This is a genomic window from Pseudomonas brassicacearum, assembly GCF_003732225.1.
GTDB classification, from domain to species: domain Bacteria; phylum Pseudomonadota; class Gammaproteobacteria; order Pseudomonadales; family Pseudomonadaceae; genus Aquipseudomonas; species Aquipseudomonas brassicacearum_E.
This window is the reverse complement of the sequence record NZ_MOBJ01000034.1, coordinates 405738-418573: the sequence shown is the minus strand read 5'-3', so window position 1 is coordinate 418573 and position 12836 is coordinate 405738. Positions and strand designations below refer to the sequence as shown.

The window sequence follows — 12836 nt, the reverse complement described above, 5'->3', positions numbered from 1 at the left end:
AAGCGACCGGTCCGCCGAGGCCGGTCGCGGTTGTCAGGCGACACTTTGTTATGGGGTTGCGACTTGGATCACCTCGTCGCCAGGGCGTAACAGGCGCGGGTTCCTCCGACTTTCGGCGGCTTGTGTGGTCCGGGCCTGCTGTGTATCTTGATCAGCCTTTGGCCGTTTGGGCGGCCCACGACCCTATTTTCAAGATTGGCCCCATGCGGCGAATCCGATCGTTTATTAATAAAAAATTGAGGAGCACATCGATGCGCGTCATTCTGCTGGGAGCTCCCGGGGCCGGTAAAGGTACTCAGGCTAAGTTCATCACTGAAAAATTTGCTATTCCACAGATCTCCACCGGCGACATGCTGCGTGCTGCGGTCAAGGCTGGCACCGAACTGGGCATTAAAGCCAAGGGCATCATGGATGCGGGCGGCCTGGTTTCCGATGACCTGATCATCGCGTTGGTCAAGGACCGTATCGCCCAGCCTGATTGCGCCAATGGTTTCCTGTTCGACGGTTTCCCGCGCACCATTCCTCAGGCTGAAGCCTTGGTTGATGCTGGTGTAGAACTGGATCACGTGGTTGAAATCGCCGTCGATGACGAAGAAATCGTTCAGCGTATCGCCGGTCGTCGTGTACACGAAGCCAGCGGCCGCGTTTACCACACCGTCTACAATCCGCCGAAACTCGCGGGCAAGGACGACATCACTGGCGAAGCGCTGGTGCAGCGTAAAGACGACACCGAAGAAACCGTGCGTCATCGTCTGTCGGTCTACCATTCCCAGACCAAGCCGCTGGTGGATTTCTACCAGCAGCTGTCGGCAGCTCATGGCAAGCCGAAGTACAGCCACATCGCGGGCGTTGGCTCGGTTGAAGCGATCACCGGCAAAGTGCTTGAAGCGCTGAGCTGAGAAAGCTGATTTGCTTTACCTTCAACGGCCCGCTTGCGGGCCGTTGTTGTTTATACTGGCGCACTTTTTTCTACCTCTCTGACGGAAACATCGATGAGCACCTTGCTGGCCCTGGACACCGCGACTGAAGCTTGCTCCGTTGCCTTGCTGCATGACGGCAAGGTCACGAGCCATTACGAGGTGATCCCGCGCCTGCATGCGCAGAAGTTGTTGCCGATGATCCAGCAGTTGCTGGCTGATGCGGGCACTACCTTGCAGGCGGTCGACGCGATTGCCTTTGGTCGCGGTCCGGGTGCGTTCACTGGCGTGCGAATAGCCATTGGCGTGGTTCAAGGCCTGGCGTTTGCTCTGGAGCGTCCGGTGTTGCCGGTGTCCAACCTGGCGGTGCTGGCGCAGCGCGCACTGCGTGAGCACGGTGCACGCCAGGTCGCGGCGGCCATCGATGCACGGATGGATGAAGTCTATTGGGGCTGCTACCGCGAAACGGCCGGTGAAATGCGTCTGGTGGGGGCTGAAGCGGTATTGCCGCCGGAAGTTGCAGCACTGCCGGCAGATGCCACGGGCGACTGGTTCGGCGCGGGCACCGGTTGGGGCTATGGCGAGCGAATCGCGGTCAAGCTGACCGGCCAGGACGCTGGCATGCTGCCTCACGCCGAAGACTTGCTGACCCTGGCCCGTTTCGCCTGGGAGCGCGGCGAAGGCATCCCGGCGGACGACGCGCAACCGGTTTACCTGCGCGATAAAGTGGCGACCCCCAAGGCCCGGTAATTTGCGATACCGAGTTGTCCCATTCGCGAGCAAGCTCGCTCCCACAAGAGCACCACTGTACCTGTGGGAGCGAGCTTGCTCGCGAATGCGATCTGCGTAACGCTGCCAATCGTCAGTTTCTACGCCGCGCTTTTAAACCTTTTCCGGTTTCTGTGCTCTAGTTATCACTTGGGAGTTTGCGCACACCGGTAAGTGCCGCTAAATTGCCATCATCGATAGCGAGCTTGTACGTATGCGCATAGACGGTTTTTCCTCTCAGTCCTACCCCATCAAGCGCAAGCCTCGCAAAGGCAATGTGTCGGTGGACGAGTCCCTCGAGGATATCGATGGCGAGCTGGAGATTCCTTCTGAAGAGCAACTGGCTGCCCGCGCCGCCAAGGCTTCTGCGCAACGTCTGAGTAATCTCCCCGCCCGTCAGCAGGACATGATCTATCACCGCGCCATGAGCAAAAGCGTGGCGATGGCCCTGGCCAGCTACCTGAGCACCGCAGCTTTCGTCGATTGGGATATGGAAGTGCTGGGTCTCGACCTGCACATCTGATGCGGCTGCCTTACTACCTCGGTTGCCCATCCTGGAGCGAAAACGCCTGGCGCGAGTACCTGTATCCGCAAAGCGCCCGTCCCAACGAATTTCTCGGTCTGTACTCGCAGGTGTTCAACGCCGTTGAAGGCAACACCACGTTCTACGCGCGCCCTGCACCGGCGACGGTAGAGCGCTGGGCGCAGACGATGCCCGAACACTTTCGCTTTACCGCCAAATTTCCCGGCGACATCAGCCACGGCGGTGACCTGCGCGAGCAACTGAGCGCCGCCGAAACCTTCGTGCAACTGCTCAGCCCGCTCGGTGAGCGGGTGTCACCGCTCTGGCTGCAGCTGTCGACGGCGTTTACCCCGCAACGGCTGGCCGAGTTGGCCGGGTTCATCGATGGCTTGCAGCGGCCGTTGGCGGTCGAAGTGCGGCATCGGGATTTCTTCGCCAAAGGCGATGCCGAGCGCAGGCTCAATCGGCTGTTGCTGGATCGTGGTGTGGAGCGCATTTGCCTTGATCCGCGGGCGCTGTTCAGTTGCACGTCAAGCGAACCCTCGGTGCTTCACGCGCAAGCGAAAAAGCCCAAGGTGCCACCGCGCCCGGCGGCGTTCACCCAGTTCCCACAGGTGCGTTTCATCGGTCATCCGGTGCTTGAAGCCAACGATTCGTTCCTGACGCCGTGGGTCGAGAAAATCGCCCAATGGATCGAAGAGGGCCGCACGCCATACATCTTCCTGCACACCGCCGACAACCTGCTGGCCGCCGCCCTGGCGCAACGCTTTCATACTCGGTTGATGATGCGTTTGCCTGGCTTGCCGGCCCTGCCTGAGCTATACAGAGAGCCCGCCGCCGAGCAGCTTGGTTTGCTCTGACGACGGGTTTTTCCCTTCTACAGGAGTGAGCCAATGGATGCGCAAACCCTTAAAGCTCAGGCCTTCAAGGCCTTACACGAAGGTGCCGGGGCTTTTGTGATTCCCAATCCGTGGGACGCAGGTTCGGCAAAAATGCTCGCCAGTCTGGGTTACCAGGCGCTGGCGACCACCAGTGCCGGTTATGCTTTTTCGCTGGGCCGTCCGGATGGCGCGGTGAAACTCGAAGAGACACTGGTCAACGTTCGGGCGATTGTCGCCGCGACCGATTTGCCGGTGGCGGTTGACCTGGAAAACGGTTTCGCCGACAGCCCGCAGGAGTCCGCCGAGAGCCTGCTGCGCGCCGCCACTGCTGGCGCGGTAGGTGGCTCTATCGAAGACGCCACCGGCCGTGAAGACGGCCCGATCTATTGCTTTGAACACGCTGTCGCCCGCATCGAAGCAGCCGTTGCGGTAGCGCGCAGTTTGCCGTTCCCGTTCACCCTGACCGCGCGTGCCGAGAATTACTTGCATGGCAATCCGGATCTGGCCGACACCATTCGCCGCTTGCAAGCCTTTGCCGAGGCGGGTGCCGATGTGCTTTATGCACCGGGGCTGCGCAGCGCTGAAGAGGTGCTGGCGGTGGTCCGTGCGGTGGCGCCGAAACCGGTCAATGTGTTGATGTCCGGCGGTCTCAAGCTGAGCGTGGCGCAGCTCAGTGAAATGGGCGTCAAACGGATCAGCGTCGGCTCGGCCATGGCCCGTGCCGCCTACGGAGCGTTTTATCAGGCCGCGCAGGAAATTCAGGGTCAGGGAACCTTCGACTTCGCCGACCGCGCGCTGCCGTTCGGGCAGATCAATCAACTGTTCAAAGGCTGATTCACGGGGAGTTGTCGTGCGGTTTCTGAAAGTGTTGTTGGCGGTAGTGCTGGTGCTGGGCGGGTTGCTGTTGGCTGTCTGGCGCGGCTGGCTGCCGTTGCCAGCAGCCTGGAACCCTTGGGCAGCGCTGGATGTCCGGGCCGCGCCGAACCTGCTGACACGCTTCAAATTGATGAGACTGCGCGATAACCCGCAACTCTGTGATCAGGTGCTCAGCGGTGCCGGGTTGAAGTTCAGCCGCCAGGCCGACAGCAACCCGGACGTTGATTGCCCGCTCAACAACACCTTGCGCGTGCAAGGCGGCGAGGTGGCGCTGAGCAGCAGCTTCCTCGCCAGTTGCCCGTTGGCGGTGGCCTTTGTGCTGTTCGAACGGCACGCCCTGCAACCGGCGGCGCAGGCCACTTATGGACAGGCGGTGGCGCGAGTCGATCACCTCGGCAGTTTTGCCTGCCGCAACATGTACAACCGAGAAAACGGTTCGCGCAGTCAGCACGCGACGGCCGATGCCTTGGATATCGCCGGCTTTCGCCTGGCGGACGGGCGCAGCATCAGCGTGCTGCGGGACTGGCCAAAGGACAATGACGATGCGCGTTTTCTACGCAAGGTTCGCGATGGCGCGTGTGAGATGTTCAGCGTGGTGTTGAGCCCGGACTACAACGCCGCTCATCGCAACCATTTTCATCTGGATGTCGGGCCGTGGTGGGTTTGTCGCTAGGGCTAAGACTCAGGATCAGGCAGCGATGCGCAGGTTTTGCAGAACGATCGGGCGAGCCCAGCCGTTATCGAAGTCGAATTGTTTCTGTTGCTCGACCAGTTCTGCGTGCGGGTAGGGGGTTGCCGGCTTGTCCAGCAGATCGAGTTCGAACTCGGCAATCGGCAGGTGCAGCGGACGCGGTTGCGGTGCCGGGCCTGGCGCAGGCAGTGGCTGACCGGCAGCCAGGACGATCGGACGCACCCACGCGCTTTCGAAGTCTTGTTGCTTCTGTTGCGCGAGCATTTCTTGCGGCGGGAACGGCGGGGCCGGTTTGTCGGCCAGGTCCATTTCGAACTCGGCAATCGGCAGGAACAGCGGCTCAGGCGGGCGGACCTCGGTGTCCTTCACGTCGCACGTGCGTTGCGTGACGATGTGCGCAAGCAGCTCGGCGCCAACGGTCGGTTCGACCGGACCATCGACGGCGACGGGGGTGAAACTGTCAGGAGCGGGTGCAGCATCGCCCAGATGATCGGCCAGCGCCTGGGCAAAAAAATCCTGCCACAGGTGACTGACGCCGCTCAGTGCTTGGGAATTACGCAGGCCATAATCGCCGTGGGGCGAAATGTAGCCTACTGATGTGCGTTGAATGTCTGACATTTCTCTCGGTCGACGCTCAGCTCTGGCAAAATGCTCGATAGTTTCGTTATCGGCCGTTTTTGCCGATCATTAATTTTTTGAGTGTGTTTTCTGATGAGTGAGCAACCCGCGGCCAGCCGCATCAAAGTCCAGGCCCTGGCCGAGGCGTTTCAGGCACGCGCCGAGCACTGGGCCGAGCGATTGAACTTGCCGTTGCTGCTGGAGAATGCCGAGTTTGCACTGCAAGTGGGTGAACACGGTTTACAGTTGCAACAGCTCGGGCCGGACGCGCCGGGACCGGTGCGGGTCGACTTCGTCGAGGGCGGCGCGGCTCATCGCCGGTTATATGGCGGCGGCAGCGGTCAGATGATCGCCAAGGCTGTCGGTGTCGCTCAAGGCGTGCGGCCGAAGGTGCTGGATGCCACGGCGGGGCTGGGCAAGGATGGTTTCGTGCTGGCAAGCCTGGGCTGCGAAATGAGCCTGATCGAGCGTCAGCCGTTGATTGGCGCGCTGCTGGAGGATGGCCTGGCCCGCGCGGCGGAAGATTTTGAGGTGGCGCCGATTGTGGCGCGGATGACGTTGCTCAAAGGCAACTCGATCGAGTTGATGCGCAACTGGGAAGGTGAGCCGCCGCAGGTGATCTACCTCGACCCGATGTTCCCGCATCGTGAAAAAACCGCGTTGGTGAAGAAGGAAATGCGCCTGTTTCGCCCGTTGGTAGGCGATGACCCGGACGCGCCGGCACTGCTTCAAGCCGCACTCGCCCTGGCCAGCCACCGGGTGGTGGTCAAACGTCCGCGCAAGGCACCGTGCATCGAAGGGCCGAAGCCGAGCCATGCGCTGGATGGCAAATCCAGCCGCTACGACATCTACCCCAAGAAAGCGCTCAAGCCTTAGGACCGCGTCGTCCGCATCGCGAGCAAGCTCGCTCCCACAGGGTTATCGGTTGATCACAGGATTTGTGGTCAGCACCGATCCATTGTGGGAGCGAGCTTGCTCGCGATAGCGTCAGCCCAGGCGCTAAAAACCTATCAGGCCGAATCCGGTCGATACGCCCGCATAAACAACCCCACCACTTCCTGCACATGAGACTCGGCCGCATCCCCGGTCAAGGGTTCGCCGCAGCCGTAGAGCAAGCGAAAGTTCGCCGCGCCTTTGAGCAGGCAGAAGAAGTGCTCGGCGGCGTTGAGCGGCTTGTCGATGCTCAAGGCGCCGATCTGGTCGATCTTCGTCAGCAAGCGTTCCATGCCCTGCAACATCCGCTGGGGACCTGCTTCGAAGAAGATTTGCGAGAGTTTCGGGTCCTGACTCCCCAGCGTCATGATCAGGCGATGCAGGTTCACCGATTCATCGCTGTTGATCAGCAGATGAAAGCCCCGGGCGATGTTCAGCAGCACGTTCTCGACCGGCATGCCGTCGGGCAGTTCGAAGAGCAGCGTGGGCAATTGCGCTTCGCATTTGGCCACCACGGCGGCGGAGAACAGCGTCTCCTTGTCGTTGAAGTGACTGTAAACGGTCAGCTTCGACACACCGGCTTCAGCCGCCACCGCATCCATGCTGGTGCTCGCGTAACCATTGCTCAGAAAAAGACGTTTTGCCGCCTCAAGAATCGCCCCGCGCTTGGCGAGATCCTTCGGGCGGCCGGGGCCGTTGGGTGCAGAAAGATTGTTGGACATTCTTCGCTTTAATACTGGACTGGTGAGTTTGCTATTAATAACATACTGGTCAGTATAATTATTCCAGGCACCATTAGCTAAAGGTCGTTCACCATGTTCCGCTATGCCTTGCCCCTCGCCTTGCCGGTCAGTCTGGCGTTTTTGTTGTCTGCATGCGGTCACGAAGAGCCGGCGCAAGTTACCGTGCGGCCGGCCATGGTGGTTCAGCCAGAGCCTTCGGCGCAGGCGATGGACAGTTATCCCGGCGAAGTTCGCGCGCGTTACGAGCCAGACCTGGCCTTCCGTATCGGCGGCAAAGTCAGCCGACGACTGGTCGAGGAAGGTGAACGGGTCAAGGCCAATCAGCCACTGGCAGAACTCGATCCCCAGGACGTACGCCTGCAACTGGAAGCGACTCGCGCCCAGGTTGCCGCCGCCGAGGCCAACCTGAACCTGGTGCGTGCCGAGCGTGATCGCTACAAGACCCTGATGGAACGTCAGATGGTCAGCCGTTCGCAGTACGACAATTCTGAAAACCTCTACCGCTCCGGCGAAGCTCGGCTCAAGCAGATCAAGGCTGAATTCGACGTTGCCAGCAACCAGGCCAGCTACGCGGTGTTGCGAGCTCCGCGAGACGGCGTCGTGGCCAAGCGCGCCGTGGAAGTCGGGCAAGTGGTGGCCGCCGGGCAAACTGTCTTCACCCTGGCCACCGACGGCGAGCGTGAAGTGCTGATCAGCCTGCCGGAGCAAAGCTTCGGCCGTTTCAAGGTTGGCCAACCGGTCACGGTTGAACTCTGGACCCAGCAAGGTCAGCGGTTCACCGGAAGCATTCGTGAGCTGTCGCCGGCCGCCGATCCCAAATCGCGGACCTTTGCCGCTCGCATCACCTTTACCACTGGCAAGGTCCCGGCCGAGCTTGGCCAGAGCGCCCGGGTGTTCATTCAAATCGCTGACGTGGTGCCGCTGTCGGTGCCACTCTCGGCGCTCACCGCAGAAAACGGCGCGACATACGTCTGGATCGTGGGTGCCAACAACACCCTGAAAAAAGCTCCGGTTCGCGTAGGCGCCTTCGGTGAGAAAACCGTGCCGGTGCTGGAAGGCCTGAGTCCCAGCGACTGGGTGGTGGCAGCCGGTGTTCACGTGCTCCATGAAGGCCAGCAAGTGCGGCCGGTGGATCGCTCCAACCGCGTGGTCAATCTGGCGGTCAAGGAGTAGTCCCCGATGCGTTTCAACCTTTCCGAATGGGCGTTGCATAACCGCCAGATCGTACTGTTCCTGATGATATTGCTGGCCGTCGTCGGCACGTTGTCCTACACCAAACTGGGTCAGAGCGAAGACCCGCCATTCACCTTCAAGGCTATGGTGATCAAGACCAATTGGCCGGGCGCGACGGCCCAGGAGGTCTCGCGGCAAGTCACCGAGCGCATCGAAAAGAAGCTGATGGAAACCGGCGAGTACGAGCGGATCACCTCGTTCTCCCGTCCCGGCGAATCCCAGGTGACCTTCATGGCCCGGGACTCGATGCATTCGGCGCAAATTCCCGAGCTCTGGTATCAGGTGCGCAAGAAGATCAGCGACATCCGCCAGACCTTGCCGCCGGGTATCCAGGGACCGTTCTTCAACGATGAATTCGGCACTACCTTCGGCAACATCTACGCGCTGACCGGCGAAGGTTTCGACTACGCGGTACTCAAGGACTACGCCGACCGCGTCCAGATCCAGCTGCAACGGGTCAAGGATGTGGGCAAGGTCGACTTGCTCGGGCTGCAGGACGAGAAGATCTGGATCGAGCTGTCCAACGTCAAACTCGCCACCCTGGGCCTGCCGTTGGCCGTGGTGCAGCAAGCGCTGGAAGAACAGAACGCGATGTCCAACGCCGGGTTCTTTGAAACCACCAGCGAGCGTTTGCAGCTACGGGTGACGGGCAATTTTCAGACCGTAGACGAGATCAGGAACTTTCCGATCCGCGTCGGCGACCGGACCTTCCGTATCGCCGATGTGGCTGACGTGCACCGAGGTTTCAACGATCCACCGGCACCGCGTATGCGCTTCATGGGCCAGGACGCGATCGGTCTTGCCGTGGCCATGAAGGACGGCGGTGACATTCTGGTGCTGGGTAAGGCGCTGGAACAGGAGTTCGAGCGTATCCAGAACAACCTGCCGGCCGGCATGCAATTGCGCAAGGTCTCCGACCAGCCCGCGGCGGTGAAAAGCAGCGTCGGCGAGTTCGTCCGGGTGCTGGTAGAAGCGCTGGCGATTGTCTTGCTGGTGAGCTTCTTCTCCCTCGGCGTGCGCACCGGCATGGTGGTCGCGTTGGCGATTCCGCTGGTGCTGGCGATGACGTTTGCCTGCATGTATTACCTCGGAATCGGCCTGCATAAAATCTCTCTCGGTGCACTGGTGCTGGCCTTGGGGCTGCTGGTGGACGACGCGATCATCGCCGTGGAAATGATGGCGATCAAAATGGAGCAGGGCTATGACCGGCTCAAGGCTGCCAGCTTTGCCTGGACCAGCACCGCGTTCCCGATGCTCACCGGTACGTTGATCACCGCGGCCGGCTTCCTGCCGATTGCCACCGCGCAATCCGGTACCGGCGAATACACCCGTTCGATCTTCCAGGTCGTGACCATTGCATTGCTGGCCTCGTGGGTCGCTGCCGTGGTGTTTGTGCCTTATCTGGGTGAAAAGCTGCTGCCGGATCTGGCAAAAATTCACGCCGCCAAACACGGTGCGGGCCAGCCGGACCCTTATGGCACGCCGTTCTACCAGCGCGTGCGGCGTCTGGTGGAGTGGTGCGTGCGTCGGCGTAAAACCGTCATTGCGCTGACCATCGTGCTGTTCGTGGCCTCGGTGGTGCTGTTCCGTTTCGTGCCGCAGCAGTTCTTCCCCGCCTCTGGGCGCCTGGAGCTGATGGTTGATCTGAAACTGGCCGAAGGCGCCTCGTTGAGCAACACCACCGAGGAGGTCAAGCGGCTGGAAGCGATGCTCAAGGAACACGCCGGCATCGACAACTATGTCGCCTACGTCGGCACCGGTTCGCCGCGTTTCTACCTGCCGCTGGATCAGCAATTGCCGGCGGCGAGCTTCGCGCAATTTGTGGTCCTGGCGAAAACTATCGAGGAGCGTGAAAGCCTGCGCACCTGGCTGATCGAAACCCTCAACGAACAATTCCCGGCGCTGCGTTCGCGGGTCACGCGTCTGGAAAACGGTCCGCCAGTGGGTTATCCGGTGCAGTTCCGGGTGACCGGTGAACACATTGAAGAGGTCCGCGCCCTGGCACGTAAAGTCGCGGCCAAAGTGCGCGAGAACCCGCATGTGGCCAACGTGCATCTGGACTGGGAGGAGCCGAGCAAGGTTGTCTACTTGAACGTCGATCAGGACCGAGCGCGCGCCTTGGGCGTGAGCACGGCAAACCTGTCGAGGTTTTTGCAAAGCTCGCTGACCGGTTCCAGCGTCAGCCAGTACCGCGAAGACAACGAGTTGATCGAGATCCTCTTGCGCGGCACCTTGCACGAACGCACCGAACTGTCGCTGCTGTCGAGCCTGGCGGTGCCGACCGACAACGGCAAAAGCGTCGCACTGTCGCAGGTGGCGACCCTGGAGTATGGCTTCGAAGAAGGCATTATCTGGCACCGCAACCGCTTGCCGAACGTGACGATTCGCGCCGATATCTATGGCAAGGAGCAACCGGCGACCCTGGTCCAGCAGATCCTTCCGACGCTTGCGCCGATTCGCGCCGAACTGCCTGACGGCTACTTGCTGGACGTCGGCGGCACGGTGGAAGACTCGACCCGTGGCCAGGACTCGGTGAATGCCGGCGTGCCGTTGTTCATTGTCGTCGTACTGACCTTGCTGATGCTGCAACTGCGCAGTTTCTCACGCATTGCGATGGTGTTTCTGACCGCGCCGTTGGGGCTGATCGGCGTCACCTTGTTCCTGATGGTGTTCCGTCAGCCGTTCGGTTTCGTGGCTATGCTCGGGACCATCGCGCTGTCGGGGATGATCATGCGTAACTCGGTGATCCTGGTGGACCAGATCGAACAGGACATCAGTGCCGGGCTGAAACCCTGGCAAGCGATCATCGAAGCCACGGTGCGGCGCTTCCGGCCTATCGTGCTGACCGCACTGGCCGCCGTGCTGGCGATGATTCCGTTGTCACGCAGCGTGTTCTTCGGGCCAATGGCGGTGGCGATCATGGGCGGACTGATCGTCGCGACGGCGCTGACCTTGCTGTTCCTGCCGGCGCTGTATGCGGCATGGTTCCGGGTCAAAAAGGAACCGGTCTGACCCCAAACTGAATTGACCCCGGAACTGTCCTGACCCGGAACTGGAATTGGAATTGGAATTGGAATTGGAATTGGAATTGGAATTGGAACTGGAATTGGAACTGCCGTAGGAGCTGCCGAAGGCTGCGATCTTTTGATGTTTGAAAGTCAACAGATCGCAGCCTGCGGCAGCTCCTACGGATATCTCAGTTTTGGCTGATATTGAGACATGGGCGTCGTTATGTTGTACTCGGAACTCAGTTTCACGAGTTTTTGAGACAGCGATGATAAAAAGCCCTCCAGCCATAGACCCGAGTCTTTTTGACGCACTCGGCCAATCGCCTCACAAGGAAAAGCTGGTCGACTATCTGGCGCTGCTCAAGCCGCTGGACGATCAGGGGCGATACCTGCCGTTCGATGATCTGCGTTTTCGCTGGCCGCCCGGTCTTGATCCGACCTTGTGCTGGGCCTTGGTGAAAAAGGCTCGTGTGGCGCAGTACGTGCGCTTGTTGCCGCTGGGCGAGCCAAGCCAATGGGGCCAGTTCGTTCTGACACCGCTGGCGCAGAAAACCCTGTCGACGGTTGATCGTCAGGCAACGACCGCCGCGTTGGAATACATGACTCACCACATCGGTGAAACGGCGCATTTGAGTTACCTGCTCAATGACCTGATCGAAGACGAAGCCATCAGCAGCAGCCAGCTTGAGGGCGCCGCGACCACCACGCTGGTGGCCAAGGACATGCTCAAGCGCAATCGGCTGCCGCGTACCCCGGATGAGCGAATGGTCATCGGCAACTACAAAATGATGATCTTCGCCTGGGAAAAACGTCACGAGCCATTGAGTGTCGAGCTGATCCGGCAACTTCATCGCGTGGGCGTCGAAGGCATTGATGACGCGCTGTATTCGCCGGGACTTTTTCGCAGCAATGATCAGGTGGTGGTGCAGGATGGCGAAGGCCATACTGTTCATACACCACCGCCAGCAGCGGGCATCAGCGCTCGGCTCAATGGACTGGCGACCTGGATCAACCAGCCCCACGACGACCCCCTACGCGTTGATTATGTGCACCCGATGATCAAAGCCATCGCCCTGCATTTTTCCCTGGGCTACGAGCATCCGTTTCGCGATGGCAACGGCCGCGTGGCGCGGGCGTTGTTTTACTGGTTCATGTTCAAGAATGACTACTCGGCATTTCGCTACATCGCGATCAGCATTCTGCTGCGCAATGCGCCGGTGAAGTACGGTCGGTCTTATGTGCATACCGAGAGTGACGGACTGGACCTGACGTACTTTATCGATTACCAGTGTTCGGTGATTCTGCGTGCCGTGACCGGGTTCACGGCGGCTTATCAAAAGAGCCTGGTTTATGCCGAAGGTTTTGATCGTTGGCTGGAGGAATCCGGGCTTTTCAAGCAATTGACCGAGAAGCAGCGCACGCTGTTTCAGATCGCCAAGAGCGGCATGGCCAAGGAGTTCACCGCGGTCAATGTGAAGGACAACCTGAACTGCTCCTACAACACGGCGGCCACGACCTTGAACGGTCTGGTCGAGTTGAAGGTATTCGAGAAGAAAAAGATGGGACGCGAGTGGGTGTTCTTCTTACGCGAGTCATCGCACATCAAAACAGACTGGCCGTAGGAGCCGCCGCAGGCTGCGATCTT

At 60.3% G+C, this 12836-nt stretch carries 12 protein-coding genes; 10 read left to right on the top strand and 2 right to left on the bottom strand.

Annotated elements, in window-relative coordinates; all coding sequences use genetic code 11:
* The first annotated feature begins 251 nt into the window (after positions 1-251).
* From adk to BK659_RS26495, 6 genes are all read left to right on the top strand, one after another.
* The gene (adk, locus tag BK659_RS26520; protein WP_123428563.1) at positions 252-899 is read left to right on the top strand and encodes an adenylate kinase; all 648 of its coding nucleotides are present in this window, start codon (positions 252-254) and stop codon (positions 897-899) included.
* A 93-nt stretch (positions 900-992) separates the two neighbouring features.
* Complete coding sequence (gene tsaB, locus BK659_RS26515; protein WP_123428562.1) at positions 993-1667, top strand: tRNA (adenosine(37)-N6)-threonylcarbamoyltransferase complex dimerization subunit type 1 TsaB; 675 nt, start codon at positions 993-995, stop codon at positions 1665-1667.
* A 232-nt stretch (positions 1668-1899) separates the two neighbouring features.
* Positions 1900-2208, top strand: a complete 309-nt coding sequence (locus BK659_RS26510; RefSeq protein ID WP_123428559.1) for a hypothetical protein — start codon at positions 1900-1902, stop codon at positions 2206-2208.
* Entirely contained in the window at positions 2208-3068 is an 861-nt protein-coding gene (locus BK659_RS26505) for a DUF72 domain-containing protein (protein WP_123428557.1), read from the top strand. Before BK659_RS26510 ends, BK659_RS26505 begins: the two co-directional genes overlap by 1 nt.
* Before the next feature lie 33 nt (positions 3069-3101).
* Entirely contained in the window at positions 3102-3923 is an 822-nt protein-coding gene (locus BK659_RS26500) for an isocitrate lyase/PEP mutase family protein (protein ID WP_123428555.1), read from the top strand.
* A gap of 16 nt (positions 3924-3939) precedes the next feature.
* Positions 3940-4638 (top strand): extensin-like domain-containing protein, encoded by a 699-nt coding sequence (locus BK659_RS26495; RefSeq protein WP_123428553.1) that lies wholly within the window; start codon positions 3940-3942, stop codon positions 4636-4638.
* 15 nt (positions 4639-4653) lie between these two features.
* Here the strand turns inward: BK659_RS26495 and BK659_RS26490 are convergent, their stop codons facing one another.
* Positions 4654-5274: an energy transducer TonB gene (locus BK659_RS26490; RefSeq protein ID WP_123428551.1), complete on the bottom strand. Its 621-nt coding sequence runs from the start codon at positions 5272-5274 to the stop codon at positions 4654-4656.
* Positions 5275-5367: 93 nt separating this feature from the next.
* On the opposite strand from BK659_RS26490, the gene BK659_RS26485 reads away from it, so the two are divergent.
* Entirely contained in the window at positions 5368-6150 is a 783-nt protein-coding gene (locus BK659_RS26485; protein WP_123428549.1) for a class I SAM-dependent methyltransferase, read from the top strand.
* Between the two features lie 134 nt (positions 6151-6284).
* Here the strand turns inward: BK659_RS26485 and BK659_RS26480 are convergent, their stop codons facing one another.
* Positions 6285-6929 (bottom strand): TetR/AcrR family transcriptional regulator, encoded by a 645-nt coding sequence (locus tag BK659_RS26480; RefSeq protein ID WP_123428547.1) that lies wholly within the window; start codon positions 6927-6929, stop codon positions 6285-6287.
* Positions 6930-7022: 93 nt separating this feature from the next.
* Here BK659_RS26480 and BK659_RS26475 point away from each other — a divergent pair, with 93 nt between their 5' ends.
* From BK659_RS26475 to BK659_RS26465, 3 genes are all read left to right on the top strand, one after another.
* Entirely contained in the window at positions 7023-8123 is a 1101-nt protein-coding gene (locus BK659_RS26475) for an efflux RND transporter periplasmic adaptor subunit (RefSeq protein ID WP_123428545.1), read from the top strand.
* Positions 8124-8129: 6 nt separating this feature from the next.
* Positions 8130-11195: an efflux RND transporter permease subunit gene (locus tag BK659_RS26470; protein WP_123428543.1), complete on the top strand. Its 3066-nt coding sequence runs from the start codon at positions 8130-8132 to the stop codon at positions 11193-11195.
* A gap of 262 nt (positions 11196-11457) precedes the next feature.
* Entirely contained in the window at positions 11458-12813 is a 1356-nt protein-coding gene (locus BK659_RS26465; protein WP_123428541.1) for a Fic family protein, read from the top strand.
* Positions 12814-12836: the final 23 nt, after the last annotated feature.

Bases quoted from the DNA above. Each gene is read 5' to 3' on its own strand.
- BK659_RS26475 (WP_123428545.1), top strand. From the start codon at position 7,023: ATGTTCCGCTATGCCTTGCCCCTCGCCTTGCCGGTCAGTCTGGCGTTT.
- tsaB (WP_123428562.1), top strand. From the start codon at position 993: ATGAGCACCTTGCTGGCCCTGGACACCGCGACTGAAGCTTGCTCCGTT.
- BK659_RS26490 (WP_123428551.1), bottom strand. From the start codon at position 5,274: ATGTCAGACATTCAACGCACATCAGTAGGCTACATTTCGCCCCACGGC.
- adk (WP_123428563.1), top strand. From the start codon at position 252: ATGCGCGTCATTCTGCTGGGAGCTCCCGGGGCCGGTAAAGGTACTCAG.
- BK659_RS26465 (WP_123428541.1), top strand. From the start codon at position 11,458: ATGATAAAAAGCCCTCCAGCCATAGACCCGAGTCTTTTTGACGCACTC.
- BK659_RS26470 (WP_123428543.1), top strand. From the start codon at position 8,130: ATGCGTTTCAACCTTTCCGAATGGGCGTTGCATAACCGCCAGATCGTA.
- BK659_RS26480 (WP_123428547.1), bottom strand. From the start codon at position 6,929: ATGTCCAACAATCTTTCTGCACCCAACGGCCCCGGCCGCCCGAAGGAT.
- BK659_RS26500 (WP_123428555.1), top strand. From the start codon at position 3,102: ATGGATGCGCAAACCCTTAAAGCTCAGGCCTTCAAGGCCTTACACGAA.
- BK659_RS26505 (WP_123428557.1), top strand. From the start codon at position 2,208: ATGCGGCTGCCTTACTACCTCGGTTGCCCATCCTGGAGCGAAAACGCC.
- BK659_RS26485 (WP_123428549.1), top strand. From the start codon at position 5,368: ATGAGTGAGCAACCCGCGGCCAGCCGCATCAAAGTCCAGGCCCTGGCC.
- BK659_RS26510 (WP_123428559.1), top strand. From the start codon at position 1,900: ATGCGCATAGACGGTTTTTCCTCTCAGTCCTACCCCATCAAGCGCAAG.